Origin of the sequence: Thalassospira profundimaris, assembly GCF_003326755.1 — a bacterium.
Classification (GTDB): Bacteria; Pseudomonadota; Alphaproteobacteria; order Rhodospirillales; family Thalassospiraceae; genus Thalassospira; species Thalassospira profundimaris_B.
This window is the reverse complement of sequence record NZ_JPWH01000005.1, coordinates 227,439-252,016: the sequence shown is the minus strand read 5'-3', so window position 1 is coordinate 252,016 and position 24,578 is coordinate 227,439. Positions and strand designations below refer to the sequence as shown.

The 24,578-nt window shown below is 54.6% G+C and carries 26 protein-coding genes and 3 tRNA genes; 21 read left to right on the top strand and 8 right to left on the bottom strand.

Translation table 11 applies throughout. The annotated features are described in order from the left end of the window. The first annotated feature begins 37 nt into the window (after window positions 1–37). Entirely contained in the window at window positions 38–2,707 is a 2,670-nt protein-coding gene (gene ppdK / locus TH25_RS08530) for a pyruvate, phosphate dikinase (protein ID WP_114087992.1), read from the top strand. Window positions 2,708–2,792: 85 nt separating this feature from the next. Here ppdK and ygfZ read toward each other — a convergent pair whose 3' ends face one another. Then, entirely contained in the window at window positions 2,793–3,695 is a 903-nt protein-coding gene (gene ygfZ / locus TH25_RS08525) for a CAF17-like 4Fe-4S cluster assembly/insertion protein YgfZ (RefSeq protein WP_114087991.1), read from the bottom strand. 203 nt (window positions 3,696–3,898) lie between these two features. On the opposite strand from ygfZ, the gene TH25_RS08520 reads away from it, so the two are divergent. From TH25_RS08520 to TH25_RS08485, 8 genes are all read left to right on the top strand, one after another. Further along, a complete protein-coding gene (locus TH25_RS08520) occupies window positions 3,899–4,936 on the top strand; it encodes a glycosyltransferase (protein ID WP_258549084.1) in 1,038 nt (345 codons plus the stop codon). Between the two features lie 2 nt (window positions 4,937–4,938). After that, on the top strand, window positions 4,939–5,895 hold the full coding sequence (locus tag TH25_RS08515; RefSeq protein WP_114087989.1) for a glycosyltransferase family 9 protein: 957 nt from the start codon (window positions 4,939–4,941) through the stop codon (window positions 5,893–5,895). After that, window positions 5,892–6,692 (top strand): glycosyltransferase family 2 protein, encoded by an 801-nt coding sequence (locus TH25_RS08510; protein WP_114087988.1) that lies wholly within the window; start codon window positions 5,892–5,894, stop codon window positions 6,690–6,692. The genes TH25_RS08515 and TH25_RS08510 overlap by 4 nt, the downstream gene beginning before the upstream one ends. Window positions 6,693–6,804: 112 nt before the next feature. Further along, window positions 6,805–7,731, top strand: coding sequence for a glycosyltransferase (locus TH25_RS08505; RefSeq protein WP_258549083.1), 927 nt, complete (start codon window positions 6,805–6,807; stop codon window positions 7,729–7,731). 200 nt (window positions 7,732–7,931) lie between these two features. Then, a complete protein-coding gene (locus TH25_RS08500; RefSeq protein WP_114087986.1) occupies window positions 7,932–8,207 on the top strand; it encodes a hypothetical protein in 276 nt (91 codons plus the stop codon). A 36-nt stretch (window positions 8,208–8,243) separates the two neighbouring features. Further along, complete coding sequence (locus tag TH25_RS25700; protein ID WP_114087985.1) at window positions 8,244–8,489, top strand: YkvA family protein; 246 nt, start codon at window positions 8,244–8,246, stop codon at window positions 8,487–8,489. A gap of 126 nt (window positions 8,490–8,615) precedes the next feature. Then, window positions 8,616–9,623, top strand: coding sequence for an acrylyl-CoA reductase (NADPH) (gene acuI, locus TH25_RS08490; protein WP_114087984.1), 1,008 nt, complete (start codon window positions 8,616–8,618; stop codon window positions 9,621–9,623). Window positions 9,624–9,917: 294 nt separating this feature from the next. Beyond that, on the top strand, window positions 9,918–11,888 hold the full coding sequence (locus TH25_RS08485; RefSeq protein WP_114088021.1) for a response regulator: 1,971 nt from the start codon (window positions 9,918–9,920) through the stop codon (window positions 11,886–11,888). 138 nt (window positions 11,889–12,026) lie between these two features. On the opposite strand, the gene TH25_RS08480 is transcribed toward TH25_RS08485, so the two are convergent. Both TH25_RS08480 and TH25_RS08475 read right to left on the bottom strand, forming a co-directional pair. Continuing rightward, window positions 12,027–12,680 (bottom strand): response regulator, encoded by a 654-nt coding sequence (locus tag TH25_RS08480; RefSeq protein WP_114088020.1) that lies wholly within the window; start codon window positions 12,678–12,680, stop codon window positions 12,027–12,029. 307 nt (window positions 12,681–12,987) lie between these two features. Beyond that, the gene (locus tag TH25_RS08475) at window positions 12,988–13,911 is read right to left on the bottom strand and encodes a putative metalloprotease CJM1_0395 family protein (protein WP_114087983.1); all 924 of its coding nucleotides are present in this window, start codon (window positions 13,909–13,911) and stop codon (window positions 12,988–12,990) included. A 267-nt stretch (window positions 13,912–14,178) separates the two neighbouring features. Here TH25_RS08475 and TH25_RS08470 point away from each other — a divergent pair, with 267 nt between their 5' ends. After that, window positions 14,179–15,210, top strand: coding sequence for an NAD-dependent epimerase (locus TH25_RS08470; protein WP_114087982.1), 1,032 nt, complete (start codon window positions 14,179–14,181; stop codon window positions 15,208–15,210). A gap of 80 nt (window positions 15,211–15,290) precedes the next feature. Here TH25_RS08470 and TH25_RS08465 read toward each other — a convergent pair whose 3' ends face one another. Then, a complete protein-coding gene (locus tag TH25_RS08465; protein WP_114087981.1) occupies window positions 15,291–16,136 on the bottom strand; it encodes a hypothetical protein in 846 nt (281 codons plus the stop codon). Between the two features lie 304 nt (window positions 16,137–16,440). Between TH25_RS08465 and TH25_RS08460 the strand changes: the two genes are divergently transcribed. Then, complete coding sequence (locus TH25_RS08460; protein ID WP_220151368.1) at window positions 16,441–16,683, top strand: ribbon-helix-helix domain-containing protein; 243 nt, start codon at window positions 16,441–16,443, stop codon at window positions 16,681–16,683. Beyond that, window positions 16,667–16,963 (top strand): type II toxin-antitoxin system RelE/ParE family toxin, encoded by a 297-nt coding sequence (locus TH25_RS08455; protein WP_114087980.1) that lies wholly within the window; start codon window positions 16,667–16,669, stop codon window positions 16,961–16,963. Before TH25_RS08460 ends, TH25_RS08455 begins: the two co-directional genes overlap by 17 nt. 63 nt (window positions 16,964–17,026) lie before the next feature. On the opposite strand, the gene TH25_RS08450 is transcribed toward TH25_RS08455, so the two are convergent. The 3 genes from TH25_RS08450 to TH25_RS08440 form a co-directional block, all read right to left on the bottom strand. Further along, window positions 17,027–17,101: transfer RNA gene (locus TH25_RS08450), tRNA-Thr, on the bottom strand. A 25-nt stretch (window positions 17,102–17,126) separates the two neighbouring features. Beyond that, a tRNA-Thr gene (locus TH25_RS08445) sits at window positions 17,127–17,201 on the bottom strand. 25 nt (window positions 17,202–17,226) lie between these two features. Next, window positions 17,227–17,301, bottom strand: a tRNA-Thr gene (locus tag TH25_RS08440). Window positions 17,302–17,474: 173 nt separating this feature from the next. Here TH25_RS08440 and TH25_RS24890 point away from each other — a divergent pair. The 7 genes from TH25_RS24890 to TH25_RS08410 all read left to right on the top strand — a co-directional run bounded on the left by TH25_RS24890 (window position 17,475) and on the right by TH25_RS08410 (window position 22,782). Beyond that, a complete protein-coding gene (locus TH25_RS24890) occupies window positions 17,475–17,645 on the top strand; it encodes a hypothetical protein (RefSeq protein ID WP_181847487.1) in 171 nt (56 codons plus the stop codon). 165 nt (window positions 17,646–17,810) lie between these two features. Then, window positions 17,811–18,365 carry a dCTP deaminase gene (gene dcd, locus TH25_RS08435; RefSeq protein WP_114087979.1) on the top strand — a complete coding sequence of 185 codons (555 nt, stop codon included), beginning with the start codon at window positions 17,811–17,813 and terminating at the stop codon, window positions 18,363–18,365. A 60-nt stretch (window positions 18,366–18,425) separates the two neighbouring features. After that, on the top strand, window positions 18,426–19,712 hold the full coding sequence (murA, locus tag TH25_RS08430; RefSeq protein ID WP_114087978.1) for a UDP-N-acetylglucosamine 1-carboxyvinyltransferase: 1,287 nt from the start codon (window positions 18,426–18,428) through the stop codon (window positions 19,710–19,712). A 130-nt stretch (window positions 19,713–19,842) separates the two neighbouring features. Continuing rightward, window positions 19,843–20,505 (top strand): ATP phosphoribosyltransferase, encoded by a 663-nt coding sequence (gene hisG, locus TH25_RS08425; RefSeq protein WP_114087977.1) that lies wholly within the window; start codon window positions 19,843–19,845, stop codon window positions 20,503–20,505. Further along, entirely contained in the window at window positions 20,495–21,790 is a 1,296-nt protein-coding gene (hisD, locus tag TH25_RS08420; protein WP_114087976.1) for a histidinol dehydrogenase, read from the top strand. Before hisG ends, hisD begins: the two co-directional genes overlap by 11 nt. Window positions 21,791–21,843: 53 nt before the next feature. Continuing rightward, window positions 21,844–22,329 (top strand): UPF0262 family protein, encoded by a 486-nt coding sequence (locus TH25_RS08415; protein ID WP_114088018.1) that lies wholly within the window; start codon window positions 21,844–21,846, stop codon window positions 22,327–22,329. A gap of 6 nt (window positions 22,330–22,335) precedes the next feature. After that, on the top strand, window positions 22,336–22,782 hold the full coding sequence (locus tag TH25_RS08410; protein ID WP_114087975.1) for an arsenate reductase/protein-tyrosine-phosphatase family protein: 447 nt from the start codon (window positions 22,336–22,338) through the stop codon (window positions 22,780–22,782). 6 nt (window positions 22,783–22,788) lie between these two features. Here TH25_RS08410 and TH25_RS08405 read toward each other — a convergent pair whose 3' ends face one another. Next, the gene (locus TH25_RS08405) at window positions 22,789–23,310 is read right to left on the bottom strand and encodes a GNAT family N-acetyltransferase (protein WP_114087974.1); all 522 of its coding nucleotides are present in this window, start codon (window positions 23,308–23,310) and stop codon (window positions 22,789–22,791) included. Window positions 23,311–23,504: 194 nt separating this feature from the next. Between TH25_RS08405 and infA the strand changes: the two genes are divergently transcribed. Together infA and TH25_RS08395 are read left to right on the top strand one after the other, a co-directional pair. After that, the gene (gene infA / locus TH25_RS08400) at window positions 23,505–23,723 is read left to right on the top strand and encodes a translation initiation factor IF-1 (protein WP_073955974.1); all 219 of its coding nucleotides are present in this window, start codon (window positions 23,505–23,507) and stop codon (window positions 23,721–23,723) included. A 257-nt stretch (window positions 23,724–23,980) separates the two neighbouring features. After that, on the top strand, window positions 23,981–24,577 hold the full coding sequence (locus tag TH25_RS08395; protein WP_258549082.1) for a Maf family protein: 597 nt from the start codon (window positions 23,981–23,983) through the stop codon (window positions 24,575–24,577). The last annotated feature ends 1 nt before the right edge of the window (window position 24,578 follow it).

Here is a 24,578-nt window from a genome sequence, read left to right as displayed (position 1 = left end):
GGATAAAAACACCAACGCCAGATGAGGAACAGGCAAGATGACCAAATGGGTGTACGGCTTTGGCGGCGGTAGTGCCGAAGGACGTTCGGATATGCGCGAACTTTTGGGGGGCAAGGGGGCAAACCTTGCCGAAATGTCCAATCTCGGGCTGCCCGTGCCACCAGGTTTTACCATCACGACCGAGGTCTGCACGGCGTTTTATGAAAACGACCGCAATTACCCGGCCGATTTGAATGACGAGGTTGAAGCCGCCCTTAAGGCGGTGGAGAATCTGGTCGGGCGCCAATTTGGAGATGCCGCCAATCCGTTGCTGGTCTCTGTCCGCTCTGGCGCGCGGGCTTCAATGCCGGGCATGATGGATACGGTTCTCAATCTGGGCCTGAATGACGATACGGTTGAAGGTTTGGCGGCGGTCTCGGGCGACCGCCGTTTTGCGTATGACAGCTACCGTCGTTTCATTCAGATGTATGGCGATGTCGTTTTGGGCGTTGACCATTACAATTTCGAGGAAATCCTTGAAATCCACAAGGAAGACAAGGGCTATGTCCTTGATACCGAAATGTCCGCCGATGACTGGCAAACCATTGTGCAGGGGTTCAAGGCCAAAGTTGCCGAAGAACTGGGCCGCCCCTTCCCGCAGGATCCGCGCGAACAGCTTTGGGGCGCGATTGGGGCGGTATTTGGCAGCTGGATGAATGCACGCGCCAACACCTATCGCCGTTTGCATAATATCCCGGCAAGCTGGGGGACAGCGGTGAATGTCCAGGCCATGGTGTTTGGCAATATGGGTGATGACTGCGCCACCGGTGTTTGTTTCTCGCGCAATCCCTCGACCGGGGAAAACCGTTTTTACGGCGAATATCTGATCAATGCCCAGGGTGAAGACGTGGTGGCGGGTATCCGCACCCCGGCACCGCTGACCAAAATTGAACGCGAAGAAAGTGGTTCTGACCTGCTGTCGATGGAAGAGGCGATGCCAGCGGTGTTTGCCGAACTGGTTGACGTGCGTGACAAGCTTGAATCCCATTATCGCGACATGCAGGACATGGAATTCACCGTCGAGGCCAACCGCCTTTACATGCTGCAAACCCGTTCGGGCAAACGTACTGCCAAGGCGGCCCTGCGCATTGCTGTGGAAATGTGCCAGGATGGGGTGATCAGCCGCGAAGATGCGCTTAAACGCGTTGATCCTGCCCAACTTGACCAGCTTTTGCATCCGACCCTGGACCCCAATGCCGAAAAAAAGGTGATTGGCATGGGCCTGCCGGCATCGCCCGGCGCAGCATCGGGCCAGTTGGTGTTTTCAGCCGAAACGGCCGAGGACTGGGTTCACAACAAGGGCCGCAAGGTGGTGCTGGTTCGTATTGAAACCAGCCCCGAAGACATTGCCGGCATGCACGCGGCCGAAGGCATTTTGACCGCTCGTGGCGGTATGACCAGCCACGCCGCCGTTGTCGCGCGCGGCATGGGAAAACCCTGTGTATGTGGGGCAGGTGCCATCAAGATCGATTATCGCGGCGGTACCATGAATGCTGGCGGCGTGATGCTGAAAGAAGGTGACGTGATCACCATTGATGGTGGCACGGGCGAAGTGATGCTGGGCGAAGTGGCCACCCTGAAGCCCGACCTGTCGGGCGATTTTTCGCAATTGATGGAATGGGCCGATGATGTGCGCCGCCTGAAAGTCCGCACCAATGCCGAAACCCCGGAAGATGCCGAAACCGCCCGTGGTTTCGGGGCCGAGGGGATTGGCCTGTGCCGTACGGAACATATGTTCTTTGATCCGGCACGTATCATCTCCATGCGTGAAATGATTTTGGCCGAAACCGAAGCGGGTCGCCGCAGTGCGCTTGCCAAACTGCTGCCCTATCAGCGCCAGGACTTTATTGACCTGTTCCGCATCATGAACGGCCTGCCGGTGACGATCCGTTTGCTTGACCCGCCGCTGCATGAATTCCTGCCGCATGGGGACAATGAAATTGCCGAGGTGGCCCGTGCTGCCGATGTATCCGAAAGCATCGTGCGTCGCCGGTTGCTGGATCTGGCTGAAGCCAACCCGATGCTGGGCCATCGCGGTTGCCGTCTGGGTATCAGCTATCCGGAGATTTACGAAATGCAGGCCCGTGCCATTTTTGAAGCCGCCATCGAGGTTTCAAAGGATGGCGGCGATCCTGTCATTCCGGAAATCATGATTCCGCTGGTGGTGGGTAAAAAGGAACTCGAAATCCTCAAAGCCGCGATCATCAGGGTAGCGGGCGAAGTGGAAACCGAACAATCGGCGAAACTGACCTATCTGGTCGGCACCATGATCGAGCTTCCACGTGCCGCCTTGCGTGCGGCGGACATTGCCGAAGAAGCCGAATTTTTCAGCTTTGGCACCAACGACTTGACGCAAACCACCTTTGGCCTGTCGCGTGACGATGCTTCGCGCTTCCTGGATACCTATATCGCCAAGGACATTTTTGCGGGCGACCCGTTTGTATCGCTCGATCAGGAAGGGGTTGGCGAGCTGATCAGCCTGGCGGCTGAACGTGGCCGTGCGACGCGTGACAATATCAAACTGGGTATCTGCGGCGAACATGGCGGTGACCCGGCATCGATTGCGTTCTGTGAACAGCAGGGCCTCGATTATGTCTCCTGCTCGCCCTATCGCGTGCCCATCGCCCGTTTGGCTGCGGCTCAGGCGGCTTTGAACAAAGTAAAGTAATCTGGTTTGCGAAAATAAGATCTAGCATGTAAACGGCGGCCAAAATGGCCGCCGTTTACTGATTCAGATTACATTTTGTCTGTGCTCAGTCCCGTGCAGGCAATTGCACCCAGTCCGGAATGTGAACGGTAATGCGGGCATCGCCTGCGTTTAATGTGGCTTCCTTATCAACCCGTTCCAGGCGGATCATAGCAAGGCCCGAATTGCCGTGGATGCTTTTGATGATGCCCGCTTCGCGGTCGTCATTCATGATCTGACTGCCAACTTCCGGTGTGGGGCCGTCAATTTCGATCGGCAGCAGGCGTTTGCGCACCAGGCCGCGATACTTGGTGCGTGCCGTCAGTTCCTGGCCCATATAGCAGCCTTTTTTGAAATCCACGCCGCCCAGTTCCTCGAACCCGTTTTCCAGCAAGATGGCTTTGTCCACTTCCAGTTCTTCGCTGCCATTGGGCAGGCCAAGACGGACGCGCTGTTCATGGTAGGCTTCTATTGTGCTTTTGACGGAACCTGTGCCCGCCAGCGTGCCTTCTTCGCCCTTGGGCAATAAAACACGGCAGCCCATTGCGGTGAGGCGCGGGTCCACAGCCTTGATGCCATCGGCCAGGCGGGCGGTGCTGCCGGCCTGTTCGGGCAGGGACAGGGCCGATGCGGCATTATCGCCAAAAACGGCAAAAACATCGTAATCATTGCTTACATCGGTTAGCTCGACCTTGGCGCGCAATTTATACATGCGCAGCTTTTTAAACAGGCTTTCGGCCCGCTCCCCGCCTTCGCATTCGATCAGCAGGCTGTCTTCATCCTGATAATACATGAAAAAATCATACAGAAATTTGCCCTGCGGGGTTAACAGGGCACCATAACCCGATTGCTCCGGGCTGATTTTTTCGACATTGTTCGATACAAGCCCTTGCAGAAAATCGACGCGATCAGGGCCACTAACGCGGATCACGGCGCGGTCGGGCAGGGGGGTGTATAAAGTTTCGCTCATTTCCAGGGTGGCTCCGTAATGTCGGAATTCGTTGGCGAAATGTGGGGCAAAGTGACGCGTTTGGCAAGGTCCGTCCGCCTGTTACATCAGCGATGCTTTCGCCGGGCGCGGTTTGACAGTTAGATGTGCTGCAGGGGTGTGCCCGAGAGAAAAGCCTTCATTAACCTCTAACAACGCGATAAAACCCAGCTATGAAAATTTTGATGCTCGACCGTTCCATCGGGTTTGACCCGGATGATGTTGTCTCCCGACCGCTGGGCGCACGCCAGCGGGGTTTTATTGCACTGGCCGAAGCCTTTGCCGCCCGCGGGCACGAGGTGGTCGCCCGGCGTGCCGATGGTGCATGCACCACGCATAACGGGGTTCGCTGGGATGTACTGGCGAACGACGATGCCCCCGCCTTTGGCGATGCGCTGCCCGATCGTATTCTGGCCTGGCGGGACCCGTTATTGCTCGATACCCGTTCGGTGGCGGAGGATGGTCAACGCTGGCTGTGGTATGATGGCGGCTTGGCCCGCCTGGACGACAATGCCTGCCGGATGGCGCTGCTCAGCAGTCTGGCGCGGCTGATTTTTACTGACCCGGTACAGCAGGAAACATACCACAATGATCTGGGTTTTGTGCCGCGCCTGATTGCGCCCGGTGCCTGCCCGGCCTTTGTTGCCGCCGGGAACGAGCATATCGCGGTTGCGGATCGCGAACCGGTGGCAATCACGGTCGCGGGCTGGAATGACGGTTTGGCGGATATCGTGCGGATCTGGTGCGAGGAAATTGCCGTTAAACCGGTTGATGCCCGCCTGGAAATTTATTCGGCTGCCCTTGCCAGGGCGCTCGCGGGGCAGGAAAACGATGTGCCCGATGCTTTGCTTAATCTGGTGCGCGATGCCTTAAGTGATGGTGTGCGGGTCTGCATGCCGCTAAGCGAACAGGAAATGGCAACCCGCATGGCAAAGGCGCGGGTGTTTTTGCATCATGGTGCGGTGAAAAACCGGGATGATCACGCGGGAATGTGGCTGTGCGATGCGTTGGCGGCGGGAACCCCGGTGGTGTCGTTTGGTGGCATTGCCAAAGCCCGTATTGAAAACGGACGCAATGGCTATATCGTGCCCGATGCGGCGGCCTATGGTAATCTGGTGGCACAAATGCTGGGCGATGATGCGTTTTTCGCCGGTCAGTCGGAGGCGGCCCGCAATGGTCGGCGTGAATGGCTGAATGTTGCGGCCGATCTGGAGAAACTTTAAGCGTGCGCCTGCTGTTTATTACATCGAACCGGCTGGGGGATGCGGTTTTATCAACATCGGTTTTGCGCCATTTTGTGGAAACGCGCCCGGAATTGCGCATCACGGTGGCCTGCGGCCCGGTCGCCGCGCCCATTTTCGAGGCGGTTCCCAACCTTGAACGTATCATTCGGATGCCTAAACAAAAACGTGGCGGGCATTGGTGGCATTTGTGGAAATCGGTGGTACCGCACTGGTGGGATGTGATCATTGATTTGCGCGGCAGTGCTACGGCCTATGTCCTGCCCGGGCGCAAACGTATCGTTCTTTCGGGCAATGATGACAGCATCCACCGTGTTGAACAGCTTGGCCGGTTGATTGGCGTAACCCCGCCACCGCAACCAAAAATTTGGCTTGATCAAAAACACATCGTCGAAGCCCGTGAATTGCTGCCTCAGGATGGAAGGCCCATTCTGGCTGTTGGGCCAACAGCGAACTGGCCGGGCAAAATGTGGCCGGCTGAACGCTTTGTTGAATTGGTTGCACGCTTGCGTGCTGACGACGGTTTGTTACCAAAGGCTCATGTTATCGTTGCCGGTGCCCCCAATGAACGGGATGCGGCGATGCCGGTGATTGAGAGTGTCACCAGTGGCGAAATAACCACCATGTTTGGTGAGAGAACCCTTTTAACAGTGCAGGCCTGTCTTGCGGCGTCTGATTTGTACGTGGGCAATGATTCGGGTTTGATGCACATGGCGGCTGCGGCGGCCATTCCGACCCTGGGTTTGTTTGGCCCGTCCAAGGTTGAAAATTATGGCCCCTTTGGAGCGAAAACAGCCTTTGTCCGAACAGATCGCAGTTATGATGAAATATGGTCAACAGCGGATTACAGATCATCAAATAGTGAAATGTACGACCTGAGTGTTGGAAAAGTTCTTTTTGCAATTGAAGGTTTGCTAAAGCGTGAAGGACGCGGTGGATGAAGACGTCCAATTCCGAAACAGGGCAGCAAACAAACGTTACTGATGATATACAGTTATCAGTGGTGATTGTAGCCCATAACGAGGAAAACAGGCTGGCATCGTGCCTGGCACATGTCGCCTTTGCCGACGAGATCATCGTTGTGTGCGACAAATGCATCGACCGGACTGAACAGATTGCCAGTGACGCCGGTGCACGAACCTTTACGGGAAGCTGGATGATCGAGGGTGAGCGGAGAAATTTTGCCCTTGCCCAGGCAAGTGGCGACTGGATCCTTGAAGTCGATGCCGATGAACATGTTTCGGCTGAACTGGCAAGCGAGATACGGAAAGTTATTGCGTCGAGCCCGTATGACTATCATCAGTTGCTGGTTGATAACTATATCGGTGATCGATTGGTGCGCTATGGCTGGGGGGCGTCGTTTGGCAAACCCGGTTATGCAGGCCTTTTTCGGCATGGCGTAAAGCATTGGGGGGCGCAGCGCGTCCATCCCGCTGTGACCTTTACCGGGCGCAAAGGGTTCGAGCTTCGGCACCGTGTTCGCCATTATGTTGATCGCAATATTTCCGACATGATTCGGCGACTTGACAGCTATAGTACCGCGCGCGCCGCCGATTTACGGGACAGTGGAAATATTGGTAGTTTTTCCAATAATTTGCGCCGGATGTTTTCCCGGTTTTTCAAATGCTATGTTCGCCGGAAGGGATATAAGGAAGGCGGTATGGGATTCATGGTTGCGATTTGTGCAGCACTATTCCCGATGATTTCCTATCTCAAGGCCCGCTACGAGGACAATTGACGTCATGGCGAAAATTGTACTGGCAGATGATGGCATCTCTTTTGATGCCTATACGCTGGACAAACAGGCATTGGGCGGTGCAGAAACAGCCGTTATTTCGTTGGCGGAAAGCATGGCAGCCCTGGGGCATGACGTGACGATTTGTAATCGCTGCGACGCCCCTCATAGCCGCAATGGTGTGAATTGGCAGCCGGTTGATCAGGAATTTCCTACCGAAGCAGACTTATACATTGCCAATCGCGGAGACAAGCTGATTACCAAAATGCCGCAGGCAGGAAGAACGGTATTCTGGATCCACAATCCCGCTGGTTTTCTCAGGAAATGGCGGTTTTTGTGGCGTTTGATGCGGGTACGTCCCGCAATTGTCTTTTCCGGGGCATATCATTTATCGACGATGCCGGCCTGGATTCCTGGCGTCGAAAAAATCATTGTTCCCCTTGGCATTGAGGACAGGTTTCTAACAACCAAGGTTTCAGATGAACCGCGTGTAAAAAAAGCGATTTTTACCTCCAATCCGTTGCGTTCTCTGGATTGGCTGATCGATGTCTGGGCTGAAAGGATTCATCCTCTGGTTCCGGATGCAGAGTTGCATATTTTTGCCGGACCTCAAACATATGGGGCGACTGGAGATCGTAAAGCGCAGAAAATGAAAGCCGTTTTGGACCATGCACAAAGTTTGGCCCATTGCGGGGTTGTTTTGCGTGGACCGGTGCCCAAAGCCCAATTGTTTGACGAAATGCAGCAGGCACGCGTCATGCCTTACCGTGGTGATGTTGGTGAAACATTTTGTCTGGCGTTGGGTGAGGCGCAGGCAATGGGAATTCCCTGTGTTATTCAGGACGTGGGGTGTGTTGCCGAACGCATTGTCGATGGCATAACGGGCTTTGTCGCGAATGATGATGATGTATTTGCTCGGAAAACAGCTGACATCCTGAATGATGATACCCTTTGGTTATCGCAGCATCAGGCTGCACTGGCATCGCAGCGAAATTGGGGCTGGAAAGAAGCTGCGAAGGCATTTGCCAATCTGATCCCCTGAGGCATTTTAAATTCGTTAAGGCATGTTGTGATTCCTGTTTGGAATTACTCAAAAAGAGATAGGCCTCTAGCCATAGGTATGGTGATCCAAGGCGTTGTTTTTGAAATATAACTTATATGAATATCCTGCGGGAACCTTTCGGGCAGGCGGGTGTTCAGATGGTAATGTTTTGTTAAAGAACACGTCCGGAGGATACAATAATGTCGTGGGTAGAGCATTTCGCCTTGGGCGGCATTCTGGTTTTTGCGGCAACGATATCATTGCTGGCGGCGGGGAATATTCTGCATGATCCGGCGAATGGTCCGACGATCAGTCTGTCGGGTGGAACACCGATGTATCATTTTGACAAATTGCATCGTTCATCCAGCCAGGCCTGCCTTGCGGGATGCGAAATGATGGTGGTCAAACGGACGCCTGTTGATGTGCAAAAAAATGCGTCGTCCGATCTGTTCGCGGCGGATTTTCAGGTTAAATAAAGAAAATAATCGTTTTCAACAGGGCCGGGGTTTGATGTGGCACGAGGTGGACTGGCGCTTATACCCAACCTGATTCGGGGGCTTTTACGGCGCGATGTGCCGCTAAAAAGCAAGGCTCTGTTATTGGCAGGGCTGGTTTATCTGGTCAGCCCGGTTGATCTGATCCCGGATTTTATGGTGGGTATTGGCTGGCTGGATGATCTGGTCATTGTGCCCTTGCTGGGGTGGTTCTCCTGGCGGGTATTGCCGCCGACCGTTCAGGACGATATGAAAAATAACTGATCTGGCGTCTCGCTGGTTTTACGCAGCCCTGCCTTCGTCAACACGTCGAATTGACGGCCTTGGCATTTGACAAACGTTACACACGCTTCCTACCTTCCTGCGATACCATTTTTTCGGGAGGTAATGATGAGCGAGATGTTTCGGGCGCTGGTTTTGGATACAGCGCAAGACGGCAAGACAGTTGTGCCGCAATTCAAAGATCTTTCCCTTGATGACCTTCCAGAAGGTGATGTGCTGGTGCGCGTTGCCCATAGTACGCTGAATTACAAGGATGGCATGATCCTTAACGGGCTGGGGCGACTGGTGCGAAAATATCCCCATGTGCCCGGCGTGGATTTTGCGGGCGAGGTGGTTGAATCCGCCGATGTGCGATACAAACCCGGTGACAGGGTTATTCTGACCGGATGGCGGGTTGGCGAAAACCATTGGGGTGGTTATGCCCAAATGGCGCGGGTGCAGGCGGACTGGCTGGTACCCCTGCCTGATGGCCTGGATACAGCACAGGCAATGGCGATTGGTACGGCGGGTTTTACCGCGATGCTGGCTGTGATGGCGCTTGAAGAGCAGGGTGTTTTGCCAGACCAGGATGGCGAGGTTCTAGTGTCAGGTGCGGCCGGTGGCGTGGGATCGGTTGCGATTTCCATTTTGGCGCATTTGGGATATCGGGTTGTAGCCTCGACCGGGCGGCCCGAAAATGCCGATTATTTAAAACATCTGGGCGCAAGCGACATTATTGACCGTGCCACCCTGGCCGAAGCCCCGAACCGCCCGCTGTTAAGTGAACGCTGGCTGGGGGCTGTTGACAGCGTTGGCAGCACCACCCTTGCCCATATGCTCGCCGAAATGAAATATCATGGTGTTGTTGCCGCCTGTGGTCTGGCAGGTGGCGCCGATTTGCCCGCAACCGTTATTCCCTTTTTGCTGCGCGGGGTTAAACTGATCGGTATTGATTCGGTTCTGTGTCCTTATGAAAAGCGTGTGTGTGCCTGGCAGCGGCTGGTCACGGATCTTCCCGCCGAACGCCTGGACGAGGCCATGCAAACCGTAAAGCTGTCCGACATTGTGCCTTACGGCGAAAAAATCCTCAAAGGCGCTGTGCGCGGTCGTTTGGTGGTTGATGTCGCGGCAGGATAATCCGCCGATAGGGTGCCGGTGACATTTATGTAAATCTTCTGACCGGCATTTGCCGGTCCGGATAAGGTTGTGCTTCGGTTTAAAGTCTGGTTTCAATCACTTGCGGAAAACGGGATATTGATCGCCCTATACGCTGCGGTATAGGTGCGGTTCATTTGTTGCCAGTAATGGTTGCAGTTTTTCGGGGAACTTCACAATATAAGGCGTCCTTCCCTTGGCGCAGTCGGGGAGGTGCGCAAACCAGATCAACCGGTATCGGCCGGGTTGGCATAGATGCTTTGGGGTGTGGGACAGATGAACGAAAACCGGTTTCGCATTTTGCTGGTCGAGGATAATCCGGGGGATGCCTTTTTGGTGCAGACCTTGCTGGAAGAAGCCGGTGAAACGTTTGACATCGAACATCGCACCAGTTTGGCAGGCGCAATGGAATTATTGTCCGCTCCCAGCCAGGAAAAGTGGTTTGATGTTGTATTGCTCGATCTGACATTGCCCGATTCCTCGGGGGTGCAGACCATCAGCCGTATTCGTGATGCCGATCGCCGGGTGCCGATTGTTGTGCTAACCGGGCACAAGGACGAGGAACTGGCATTCGATGCCTTGCAGCATGGCGCCGAAGATTACCTGACAAAGGAATTCCCCGACGGGAGAATGATCCGTCGGTCCATTCGTTATGCCATTGAGCGGTCCCGTTCCGAACAGGCGCTAAAGGAAAGTGAAGAACGCTATCGCAAACTGGTTGAGCTGGCACCGGAACTGATTGCGGTTTTAAGCGGCGAAACCATTTCCTATGTCAACCGGCAGGGATTGAGCATTTTGGGTTTTGATGACCCGGATCGCGTTATTGGTATCAGCATTTTTGACCTGTTGCTGCCCGATAGCCACGAAATTGCCCAGGAACATATTGACCGTTATGCGCGCGGCTATAACGGACGGGCGGATTTTGTTGTGTTGTGTCGCCGAACCGATGGCGTGTCGGTGGAACTGGAAGTCTCCGCCATGGCCTTCACGCACGAGGGGGCGCCGGCCATGCTGATCGTGGCCGAAGACGTGACGGAGAAACGCAAGATTGAGCGCCAGCTTGTCCAAACCTCTAAACTGGCGACACTGGGCGAAATGGCAGCATCGGTCGCCCATGAGATGAATCAGCCGCTGAATGTGATTCGCATGGCGGCCGATACCTGTGCCCTGCAATATGAAATGGATCAGGTTTCCCCGGCCTTTCAGTGCGAAAAACTGGAACTGATTAGCGGCCAGACCGAACGTATGGCGGAAATCATTCGTCATTTGCGGGTTTACAGCCGCCCGGATGAAGATGATTTTGAACTGTTTGAACCGATGCAGGCGGTCGAGCGGGCGGTGAATATGGTCGAACATGACTGCCACCTGGCCGGAATTGCGATGGATGTGGTGGTTTCCGATATTCCCTGCCAGGTTTCGGGGCGTTTGGTGCAGCTTGAGCAGGTTTTGGTCAATATGCTGACCAATTCGCGCGATGCCATTGTCGAAAGCCACGAGGATTTTGGCAATGCGGGTGGTTTGATCCGGGTGACGGCGACGGTTGATACGGAAAACGAGCTGTTGCGCATTGCGGTTAATGATAATGGCGGTGGCATCCCGCAGGATGCGATTGATCTGATTTTTCATCCCTTTTTCACGACCAAGGATGTGGGCAAGGGCACCGGCCTTGGCCTTTCGGTCAGTTACGGGATTATCGAAGGCATGGGCGGGGAAATTGAAGCCCGCAATGAAGGGGACGGGGCCTGCTTCGAGATTATTCTGCCCGCCGTGAATATCGGTCAGACGATAGAACCCGTAACCCCTGATGACATCGATGCCGCCTCGCGCCAGCGTTATCATAGCGACCCCGATAAAGTTGCCAGGCGGCGTAATATTCGCATCATGGTGGTCGATGACGAAATTGATGCGATGGAAATCATCTCGGCCTATCTTGAAGGGCAGGGTTATGCTGTTAGTGCGGCCAATGACGGGGCTGATGCCCTGGCCATTGCCGGGGTGATTGCCCCGGATATTCTGATTACCGATATTCGGATGCCGCAGATGGATGGCAATCAGTTGATCCGGCAAATGCGCGACCGCAACCCGATGTTGCCGGTGATCGTCATGACGGGACATCCGGGCGATGCCGAGATGCCGCACGATACCGGCGATGATGCCCCGGTTATGGTCATGGCAAAGCCGCTGGACTTAAAGGAACTTCATGCGATCATCGATGAACTGGTCCAGGCACTTGACCTTGGCGGGTAAAAGGCGGTCCTTGCAGGCGGCGTCGCCCCATATGAGGTTAAGTAAGATTATATGATAAAAAAGCAGGCACCTTGCGGCCCCTGCTTTTTTAATGTGTCGTATTGTTGCTGGTCCGAACTATGGCGGTGTAAAGCCCGATCAGGCTTCCCAGCCAAGCTGCATGGCGATTTTCACGGCCTGGGTACGGTTGGCTGCACCCAGCTTTTTGAAAATACCGGTCAGGTGCACTTTGACGGTGATTTCGCGCACACTAAGCTGTTTGGCGATTTCCTTGTTCGACAGGCCCTTGGTCAGCAAAGCAAGTACTTCGCGTTCGCGGTTGGTAAGCTGGCGCAGGGGGTTGTCGGGCTCCAGGCCATCCAGGTCGATTTCGCCGGGGCGAATGGTGCCACCATCATCTTCCAGCAAAGCCGAGGGAATGTATTTTTCACCCGAAAGCACCAGGCGCAGCGCATTGATCAGGGATTTGCCCGAGAGTGTTTTGGGCAGATAGCCCGACGCACCATGTTCCAGCGCGTTTAAAACATCGCTGCGTTTAACCGACCCTGAAAGGATGACGACCGGAACGTCGGGGAATTTCTGTCGCATGACGGTTAACCCGGACAGACCATTCATACCCGGCATGTTCAGGTCGAGAATGGTCAGATCAATCGGTTGCTCACCATTTACAATTGCCAGGGCCTCGGCAAAGTCTTTTGCCTGGGCAACTGAGACATCAGGTGCCGCAGTGTGCAGAAATGACGTGATGCCATCCCTGACAAGATCGTGGTCGTCCGCAAGCAGGATGTTCATGTTATTTGCCATATTCTTTCTTTGATATGCGGAAAGTCATTACGTCTACATATCTGGCACCGCAACATTTGGAAAGTGTCGGGCGGTGCAATTTGTTCATTTTTCCAAAACGCACTTTTACCAAGTACGCACGTAGAATTGAATAAAACCTCTCCGCTGTCAAACGGATGGAGGCTCTTCAGTGATGACACAGTATACTTACGAAGGATGTTAGCCTAAAGAAAATCAACCTCTTCGACGTCAGAATAATGTGGAAGTATAGGAAGGTCGCAAATGTTTAGCTGGATTGGATTGCAGGATTTTGCCATTAAGCGTTTGAGTTGAAAAAGGATCCGCGATCATAGCGTGAATTTGGGTTTGCCGATGTCATTGAAGCAAAAGGGGAGTCGCTTCCTGAAAGGGTGTCAGATCGATCCGCCGGGTTTCCGGTCTGGCCGTAGGCCTCAAGAGCCTCTTGCCGGGTAACGGCATTTGTATTCGGGCTTGGAACCTGATCCGTCCCGTTGCCCGCCGGAATTTCGCCGCTCTGCTGTAAAGCATCATTTTGAGAATCAGGTGTGCCGGTATTCGTTGATGAGGGCGAGGCTGTTGCACCCAAAAGCATGGTCGCCTGACGGAACGCTGCCATATCCGCCCCGGACGGGGCATTGGGCGACAGGGCTGCATTTTGAAGGGCGGCAAGTGCCGAACGAGTGTCACCTGCTGCTCCGCCATGAGAGCGAATGCTGACATCGACGTGCCCGCCAATGGCATAAGCCTTACCATCCGGGCCGATGGTATACTGATATTGCGGGGCAGAGGCATATTGCCCGGCGGCAGCAGCGTGGCCTTTTTCCTCCTGCTTTACCGCTGAATCCCGGGCTTGCAGCCTGGCGACTTCGGCCCTTTCGGCATCATTCATTTCTGATAGCGATTTTGCCGGGTCATTGGTGCCGCCTGCACCATTGTGGTTGGCAGCGTCACGCGCCTTTTGATAGTCCGCGTAGGAAATGCCGCCTTCGCGGGCTTGTGCGGCGGTCAGGGTGCTGGCGTGAACCGGGCGGGTCTGTCCGGTATTGATACCGCCATATGGCCCGCTGGCCAGGCCATCTTTGCCGGGGGAGCCGATTTCGGCGGCTTCAAATTCGGTCAGGACATCGCCATTTGCCGTGCGCGCAATTTCACGCACATTGAGCACAATGCCCAATTGCCCGCCGCGTGCATTGGTAACGATGCCCCCAGGACCGTTCATGATTGCCTAAAAACCTCTTGACCCATTTTTGGTACGATAATTTACAACCATAACGCATTTTTACCCAAAAGTCTTGTGATGGCGAACACAGGCATTTGCTGTGTCGAGTTTGGCAAATGCTTGCACCTTGCCGGGGGCGCTGCTAGATCAGAAGTCTGCTTGCCTTAGGCTGGCACTGACAGCCGCTGATCTATTCTTTTGTTGTTACCGATTAAACATGTTTGTTGTCTTTCCTATGTGGCGAGACCGAAAAGACAGGGTATTCATATGAATTCGTTTGTTATTCCTGCTGATGAAACCGTGCTTGTGACGGGTGCTGCCGGTTTTATCGGATCGCATCTCAGCCACAAATTGCTCGATCAGGGTAACAAGGTTCTCGGTCTTGATAATGTCAATGACTATTACGATGTCACGCTGAAGGAAGCGCGTCTGGCGCGCCTTGAGGGGCGCGAAGGCTTTCGTTTCGTGCGTATGGATCTGGAAAATCGCGAGGGCATTGCCGATCTGTTTGCCCGTGAAAAACCTGCCTATGTGGTTAACCTGGCAGCACAGGCCGGGGTGCGTTATTCGCTGACCAATCCACATGCCTATATCGATGCCAATCTGGTTGGCTTTACCAATATCCTCGAAGGCTGCCGCCATAATGGTGTCAAGCATCTGGTCTATGCGTCAAGCAGTTCGGTTTACGGTATGAATACGGAAATGCCCTTTTCCGTGCATCACAATGTTGACCATCCCATCAGCCTGTATGCCGCCTCGAAAAAAGCCAATGAATTGATGGCCCATACCTACAGCCATCTTTATCGCCTGCCGACAACGGGTTTGCGCTTTTTTACGGTCTATGGCCCGTGGGGCCGCCCGGACATGGCGCTGTTCCTGTTTACTAGGGCCATCCTTGAAGGTCGGCCGATTGATGTGTTTAACGAAGGCAAAATGCGCCGCGATTTCACCTATATCGACGATATTGTCGAAGGGGTGTATCGCTGCATTTCCACCATTGCCCAACCCAATCCCGACTGGAACCCGGCCAGCCCGGACCCGGCCAGCAGTTCCGCCCCGTATCGGGTGTTTAATATCGGCAATAACAGCCCGGTCGAACTAATGCACATGATCGAAACGCTGGAAGACAAACTGGGCCAGAAAGCACAGAAAAACCTGCTGCCCATGCAGCCTGGCGACGTTCCGGCCACCTATGCCGATGTTGATGCCCTGATCGATGCGGTGGGTTTCAAGCCCGAGACATCGATCGAAACCGGTATTGGCAATTTTGTTGATTGGTACCGCGAATTTTACGGTTGAGGGTTTTACCCGGTTAAACGGTTTTCAGGCACGGTTGCGGATGAGGCAGCCGTGCCTGTTTTGTTTTGGGGGCATTATGATCAGGCGGCCGGTTGCTGTTCCATCAGTCCCAGCAGGAAGGACTTCATATCGCGCATATTGGCCTGCATGCGGTCATAGTGGCTTTGTTGTTTGGTCAGATTGTCGCGTGCGTCGGAAAGGGCTGAGGCATAGTTCGCGTCAACATCGTGATCGGGATACCATTTTTGCGAAAATTCACGTCGGGTTGGGGCGGTTTCGTCGCTGTAATGGTTCACGGTCAGGTTCGGATATTGCCCGGACAGGGCTTTGGTGCCTTCACGGGTAATGTAATCTTCGCGGGCCTGGCCGCGCAGGCCCATGTCATTGCCCTTTTGAACGATGTTCTGCAAGGCGTGTCCGCCACTATGCGATGCAACACCGCCAGCACTGTCCATATATCCTAAAATCTGGTCGCCATTGGCAAACACGACCCGGACATCAGACTGTGAATCGGGGCTTCTTGCTTCCAGTGTTGCGACGGACTGTTTGGCATGTTCGAGCATGGCGGCCTGTTGCTGCTCGAAATCAAACGGCGAAAATTGCTGTTGAACTTCCAGCCATTTATCAAAGCTGGGGATCATTCTTTCATATTGATCCGCCGACAGTTCGGTTGCGACATTGCCATTGGAATCCGTGAAAGTGACGGGTTCGTAGTCGCCCTCGCGCATGGCCGCGATACGTTCACGCATTGGGGCATAGGCTTTTTGGTAATATTGCTCCAGATACGGGCGCATTGCCGGGTCGGAATACATGTCCTCGCTGAAATCAAAGTTTTCGGCGAACGCATTGCCATTTCCTGACGTTCCGTTCGTTGATTTGGATGCGCCGGAATAGGATGTGCTGGAAACTGAATCGATAACAGACATGGCCCTGCCTTTCCCAAACAATGAAGTTGAGAAAAATTTGCAAATAATATGCCTGCTTCATGCGCCGATTATATGTGTTTTCCGGACGTTATAGGACGACAATCCCGCAAACGGGGGAGGTGAAATTACCGCCCCGGCCCAAAGTGTAGGAAAAAGATGCCGTAGCGATTTAATTGTCATTCAGAATTGTGACCGGTTTTGATGCCAGGTGCGAAAAACGTCGAAGGTATTGTGATTGGCTGATGATGCGATTGTGGTGTATAAATGCACCAAGTGCCTGTAAGGTAATGAAGAGGATGAGGTAATGGTGACGCGGCAAAGCATTTCCCTGACCCGGCCCAATGATGAATGGCTGAAGGCGCAGGTCGAAAGTGAAGAATACACAAGCAAAAGCGATGTGGTGAATGACCTTATTCGCAAGGCCAGGGAATTGGAGGCACTTCGCGAGAAACTGGTTGCTGCCGAAAAAGGCGGGTTTTCCGACAAAAGTCCGGCGCAAATTCGTGATGACGTAAAAGTACGATCCCGGCATGCCGGAAAAGTTTGATCTGCGACTCAGCGTCGTTGCCGAGGCGGATTTGGCGGCTTTGTATGAATACGGGTTGGCGCATTGGGGCGAACGCAAGGCAGACGAATATTATGATGCGCTGATCGGGCATCTGGACCGGTTATGCGAAAATCCGTTCCTGTATGCCCCGGTCGAGGAGATCAGACCTGGCTATCGCCGCAGTGTGTGCGGTGTTCATGCTATCTATTATCGCGTTATGCGTGATTCGGTCGAGGTGATGGCTGTCATCGGCATGCAGGATATGCAGCGGCATATCTGACGATGCTCTTGTTGCATGATGCAATCATCATGCGCGATCTGTAAAACGGTGATGTCTGGAAAATGGTGCTGCCGGAGAGATTTGAACTCTCGACCTCTCCCTTACCAAGGGAGTGCTCTACCCCTGAGCTACGGCAGCCTGTAACAGGCCGAATTCGGGCAAATGGTGCTGCCGGAGAGATTTGAACTCTCGACCTCTCCCTTACCAAGGGAGTGCTCTACCCCTGAGCTACGGCAGCCTGTAACAGGCCGAATTCGGGCAAATGGTGCTGCCGGAGAGATTTGAACTCTCGACCTCTCCCTTACCAAGGGAGTGCTCTACCCCTGAGCTACGGCAGCAAGAACCCTTGCGGTGCGGGCGGGTTATAGGCTACTGCCTAGCGTCTGGTCAAGCCCGAAATACGCACCTTTTTCAACTGGCGTTCGATCGTCGTTATTTTGACACCTTGTCGTGTATGTTTCGCGCGGATTGACCTGCTTGTTTCCGACCCGTTCAACGACCAGAAGTGACCATGACCGAAAAGAAAAAACAGGCCAAACCCATCCCCTCGCCGGAGCGTTTGAAACGCGAAGCCGAGGCCCTGCGTGCCAATCTGGCGCGCCGCAAGCAACAGCAACGCGGACGCAAGGAGGACACAATGAATGATGATGCCGCCAATAAGGATGACGAAAACGCGAAATAAAGCGTGGCATTCCATGTGGCGGTCGTGTTTGACCAGGCCAATCGGGCCGTAATTGAGAAAAATGCAGGCTTTGCCGCCTTTGACGGCATCGTCTGGTTGATCTTGCAGGGCAGGGGCGGGTAAAACCTTGTGGGTATCGAAATTCGTTTTGGCGGAGGTGGCACTATGTCGGTAAGGCCTGATCACTGGATACGCCATATGGCGCAGGAAAAAGGCATGATTGAGCCATTTGTGGATGGTTTCAAACGGGATGGCGTCATTTCCTATGGGGTGAGTTCCTATGGCTATGATGCCCGGGTGGCAGACGAGTTCAAGATTTTCACCAATGTCGATTCGGCAATTGTCGATCCCAAGGAATTTTCCGATCAGGGATTTGTGAACCGTAAGACCGATGTCTGCGTTATTCCGCCCAACAGTTTTGCCCTGGCGCGCACGGTTGAATATTTCCGTATTCCGCGCGACACGCTGGTTATTTGCCTTGGGAAATCGACCTATGCCCGTTGCGGCATCATCGTTAATGTCACGCCGCTTGAACCGGAATGGGAGGGGCATGTGACGCTGGAATTTTCAAATACCACGCCGCTTCCGGCCCGCATTTATGCCAATGAAGGGGCGTGCCAGTTTATTTTCCTGAAGGCCGAGGCGGAATGTGACACATCCTATGCCGACCGTGCCGGAAAATATATGGGACAAAAAGGTGTGACCCTGCCGCGTCTGTGACAGGGCGGTATCACGCCACTATCAAACACGCCGTGCACCGCACGGTTCAACGAGGATTGAATGGACAAAATCAAGATTTCCGGTGGCCGCCGCCTGCAGGGCAAAATCGCCATTGGCGGGGCCAAAAATGCCGCCCTGCCGTTAATGGCAGCCGCCCTTCTGACGGATGAAACCCTGACATTAAGCAATCTGCCCCATCTTGATGACATTACATCGATGGCAAAATTGTTAAGCCAGCATGGTGTCGCGCTGCATATGGATGGCAACGCGCCCAATGGCGGGCATACCGGGCGCGTGCTGGACATGCAGGCCAAGGAAATCGCCTCAACAACCGCACCTTATGATCTGGTGCGTAAAATGCGGGCATCGGTTTTGGTGCTGGGGCCGCTGGTCGCCCGTTGTGGCATTGCGCGGGTGTCGCTGCCCGGTGGTTGTGCCATTGGCAACCGGCCGGTGGATTTGCACCTTAAGGCGCTGGAAGCGATGGGGGCGGAAATCCATTTGACCGAAGGCTATATCGAGGCGCGTGCGCCCGAAGGCCTAAAGGGCGGGCATGTCCTGTTTCCGCAGGTTTCTGTGGGGGCAACCGAAAATGCCATTATGGCGGCGTCCCTGGCCGATGGCGTGACCACCATTGCCAATGCCGCGCGCGAACCCGAAGTCGCCGACTTGGCCCATTGCTTGGTGGCGATGGGAGCGGAAATTGAAGGCATTGGCACCGATACCCTGAAAATTACCGGCAAGCCGCGCCTGCACGGGGCGGAATATTCGGTTGTGCCGGACCGGATTGAAACCGGCACCTATGCCATTGCCGCTGCCATTACCGGCGGTGAAATTGAACTGGTGGGAACACGGGCATCGCTGATCAGCTCGCTGATTGATGCGCTGCGCCAGGCCGGTGTGGAAATTACCGAAACCGAAGACGGCATGATCGTGCAGGGCAACCGCGCCACGCTTAAGGGCGTGGATGTGATGACCGAACCTTACCCCGGCTTTCCGACCGACATGCAGGCACAGTTCATGGCCCTGATGACGGTCGCCAACGGCGCGTCGATGATTACGGAAACGATTTTTGAAAACCGTTTCATGCATGTCCCGGAACTGAGCCGTATGGGCGCTGACATTAACGTGCATGGCCGTTCCGCCATTGTGCGGGGTAGTGCCAAATTATCGGGTGCTGAAGTGATGGCGACCGACCTGCGCGCATCGGTTTCGATGGTGCTGGCCGGGCTGGCGGGCGAGGGGGAAACGGTGATCAACCGTGTTTACCACCTGGATCGTGGGTATGAACGCCTGGAAGAAAAGCTGGCAGCCTGCGGGGCAAAAATTGAACGTGTGCGCGAATAATTTCGTGCGGCAACATGGAAAACGCCCGTCCCGAAAGCGGGGCGGGCACCTTTGATGTGAATATTGATGGCCCCTGACTGACCGAGATGGCAGGCGGCAGAAAGACAACAAAGCGCAAGGCGACTGATTGATGACTGACGACGCAAAGCTGGTGCTGGCCCTGCCCAAGGGACGCATTCTCGAAGAGGTAATGCCCCTGGTGCGGGCGGCAGGCATTGAGCCTGAAGCCGCATTTGACGACCCGAAATCCCGTGCGTTGCGTTTTGCCACCAATCATCCGCATCTCGATATTATCCGGGTGCGCAGCTTTGACGTTGCCACCTTTGTCGCCTTTGGCGCGGCCCATATCGGGGTGTGCGGCAATGATGTGCTGATGGAATTTGATTATTCCGAGATTTACGCCCCGCTGGATCTGGGCATTGGTCATTGCCGCCTGGCCGTGGCCGAACCGCAAGAGATGATCGAGGGGGATGACCCTTCGCGCTGGTCGCATGTGCGAGTGGCGACCAAATACCCCAATGTCACGCGCAACCATTTTGCCGCACGCGGGGTGCAGGCCGAATGTATCAAGCTGAATGGCGCGATGGAACTCGCCCCGACGCTGGGCCTGTGCCGCCGGATTGTCGACCTTGTTTCAACGGGCAATACCCTTGTTGCCAATGGCCTGCGCGAGATTGAACATATTGCCGATATTACCTCGCGTCTGATTGTCAACCGGGCCGCGCTTAAAACCCGTCCGACCGAAATTCAGCCGTTGATTGACCGTTTCTCCGAGGTGCGCCATGCCGATTAAATTATCGATTACTGATTCGACCTTTGAGGAAGAGTTCGTCAAACTTCTGGGCATGAAGCGCGAGGCGGATGCCGATGTGGATGCCGCCGTTGCCGAAATTATTGCCGATGTGCGCGCCCGTGGTGACGAGGCCGTTGTTGAATATACCAACCGCTTTGACCGCCTGTCGATTGATGCCCAGGGCATGGCGGTAACGCGTGAAGAAGTCGATTTGGCAATTTCCGATATCGAGCCATCTTTGCTGGAGTCGCTTAAAACCGCCGCTACTCGCATTCGCGCCTATCATGAAAAGCAGATGCCGACTGATGAACGCTATACCGATGAAAGTGGTGTGGAACTGGGCTGGCGCTGGCGGGCGGTAAGTGCCGCCGGGCTTTATGTGCCGGGCGGGCTGGCATCCTATCCGTCATCGGTGTTGATGAATGCGATCCCGGCCAAGGTTGCCGGGGTGGAACGCCTGGTGATGGTGGTGCCAACACCTGATAACAAAATGAACCCGCTGGTGCTGGCGGCCGCCCGCATTGCCGGGGTCGATGAAATTTACCGTATTGGCGGGGCACAGGCCGTTGCCGCCCTGGCCTATGGCACGCAAACCATTCGTCCGGTTGATAAAATTGTCGGTCCGGGCAATGCTTTTGTTGCGGCGGCCAAGCGCCGTGTTTTTGGTCAGGTTGGCATTGATATGATTGCCGGTCCGTCGGAAATTCTGGTGGTGGCCGACGGCAGCAATGATCCGTCCTGGGTGGCGGCAGATTTGCTCTCGCAGGCGGAACACGACCCGGTTGCGCAATCGATTTTAATTACCGATGACGCCAATTTTGCCGATGCAGTGCAAAAGGCGATTGATGTGCATCTGGAAACCCTGCCGCGGGCGGAAATTGCCGGGGCCAGCTGGCGCGATTTTGGTGCGGTTGTGCTGGTGGAAAACCTGGACCAGGCCCCGGCCCTGGTGGACCGGCTGGCACCGGAGCATCTGGAACTTGCGGTGGATGATCCGGACGCTCTGGCAGAAAAAATTCATCATGCCGGGGCAATTTTCCTGGGCCGTTATACGCCCGAAGCCATTGGCGACTATGTCGCCGGGCCCAACCATGTATTGCCAACGGCGCGTTCGGCGCGGTTTTCCTCGGGTCTTGGGGTGCTGGATTTCATCAAGCGGTCCTCGCTGATCAAATGTACGCCTGAAAGTCTTGCTAAAATTGGCCCGGCCGCAATTGCCCTTGCGCATAGCGAAGGTTTGCAGGCACATGGACTTTCTGTAGCGATCCGGTCCAACCGCATGTAAGGTTATTGCATCACAGCATGGAATACACCCAACCGGGGATAGGGGAAAAGATGATGGCAGACACCGAAAACAACCAGTGTATCGCCGGTATATATCTTGACCAGAAATACAAAATCCGTCGCCGCCCGGAAGTCGAGCACGAACAGGCGGTGGCGATTTATGATCTTCTGGAAGAAAACCATTTTGCCCCGGTTGGTGATTTTGTTGGCCCCTATTCGGTGCATATGCGCATTGAAGACAACCGCATCTATATGGATGTGCGCGGCGACAATGAAGATGAAAACCTGACGACCATTACATTGCCGCTCACCCCGTTTCGCCGCATCGTGAAGGATTACTTCATGATCTGCGAAAGTTATTATGACGCGATCAAAAAGGCGTCCGCCGCCCAGATCGAGACCATCGATATGGCGCGCCGTGGCCTGCATAATGAAGGGTCGGAACAATTGCGCGAGTTGCTGGCCGACAAGGTGGAAATTGATGAAAACACCGCCCGGCGGCTTTTTACCCTGATTTGCGTTCTTCACATTCGAGGGTAAGAGCCAGTGGCGCAGGATATTCCCGGTGCCGTATTGTTTGCCTGTAGTTACAATGCTGTCCGTTCGATTATGGCGGCGTCATTGATGCGGCATTTTCACGGTAATCGGGTCTATGTTGAATGTTGCGGCTTGCGTGCGGGCGACCTTGATGGTTTTGCCGTGGCCGTCATGGATGAAATTGGCCTTGATATTTCCGGTTATAAACCCAAAACCTTTGACGAACTGGAAGACGGCTTTTTTGATTTGATCGTCACCCTCTCGCCCGAGGCCCAGCACCGTGCGGTGGAAATGACCCGTACGATGGCCTGTGATGTCGAGTTTTGGAATACCTTTGACGCCACCTTGATTGAGGGCACACGCGAAACCCGGCTGGAGGCCTACCGGCAGGTGCGCGACCAGTTGCAAAAACGCATTCTCGAACGGTTCCCGCTGGCACCAGCACCCAAATTTTAGGGTATTTTACGCCATCAATTCCGCTTCGTCGGCAAGGGTATTCAGGGCAGCGCCATCCAGAACGAAAATGCGTTCATTGACGGCGGCGCGCATCCCGATTTTGCGGTAAAATTTCTGTCCGGTCATGTTTTCGGCATCGACGGACAGGCGGATATAGTGGCGATTGGTGCGTTTGGCATGGGCGGCCACGTGTGAAAACAGGTATCGGGCAAAACCGCCGCCCCGCAGCGACGAATCCACATATAAATCCTGAATGTAAATGCCTGCCTTGCCGCGAAAGGTGGAATAGCTGTCAAAATACAGGCACATGGCAAGGGGTTGCCCTTCTTCGGTTTCGCCGATCAGGGCGTGAAACGCCGGATTGTCGCCAAATCCGTCGCGCAATATGTCTTCCTTGCTGCTGACAAATTTATCCAGGCTGTCTGTCACGCGGGCAATTTCGCGCAACATCGCCAGTATATGGCCGGTATCCTGGGCAATCGCGGGGCGAATTTTGGGGAACTGGTCCGGGGTGAGAACTTTTTTCATGGATGTTCCAGTCTGGGGTCTTGGCAATAGAGGTGGCACGATCACCTTATGTTACCTATATTAGGCGAAACATGCACGTACCGCATTGCCGGGGCGCACTGTGCGACACGTGAAAGGGCTTGACCTTTTCGCGCGATCGGCGCAGTTTGCGCCAACCGGTATTTGGTGTTGCAGCACAAAAGTTTAGGAGTCACATGGCTAAAGAAGACGTTATCGAGTTTCAGGGCACTGTTACGGAACTTCTGCCCAACGCGATGTTCCGCGTGAAGCTGGACAATGATCATGAAATTCTCGCCCATACTTCGGGCAAGATGCGGAAAAACCGTATTCGCGTTCTGGCAGGCGACCGCGTCAGCGTGGAAATGACGCCTTATGATTTGACCAAGGGTCGGATCACGTTCCGCTTTAAATAATCTGCACATGTTGTTCCGGTTTGAGGCCGCCTTTTATGCAAAGGCGGCTTTGGGTATGTAATATCCGGCAAACCGTGATTATTATGGCTGTGTAAATCGACGCAATGCCGCATGATCCCCGATCTGGCGGCATTTGTCTGTTTGGGGATATTTTTCGACAAGGCCTACCACTGCGATTGGGGCAATGGGCGTTTTGTCGTTGGACATGTCCTGTTAAGGTGCGCATCGCATCTGTTTTGCCAATCGGGAGCCGTTCCTTGTCGTCAAATGTTTCATCCAAGTTTGTTCTGGCATCGGCCTCGCCCCGGCGGGTGGAGCTGTTAACCCAGATCGGTATAATCCCGGATGCCATTGCACCAGCCGATATTGATGAAACACCGTTAAAAGACGAAAGCCCGCGTCGCCTGGCCCTGCGCCTTGCCGAAGAAAAGGCAAAGGCGGTGGTCAGCGCCCATGACGGGGCCTATGTGCTGGCGGCCGATACGGTGGTTGCCTGCGGAAGGCGAACCCTGGGCAAACCCGACGATGCGGCAGAAGCGCGCAAATTTCTTGGAATGCTATCGGGGCGGCGGCATCGTGTTTATGGCGGTGTGTGCGTGATTGCGCCCGATGGCATCCTGCGATCACGGGTGGTGGAAACCCAGGTGATTTTCCGCAACCTCAATGAAGGCGACATCAACCGGTATCTTGCCAGCGATGAATGGCAGGGCAAGGCGGGGGCTTATGCCATTCAGGGGCTGGCGGCGGTGTTTGTGCGCAAGATTTTGGGTTCTTACAGCAATGTTGTTGGCCTGTCGCTCTATGATGCCGATGCCCTGCTGCGCGGATTGGGATACACACCGGAGGCCGGATAAC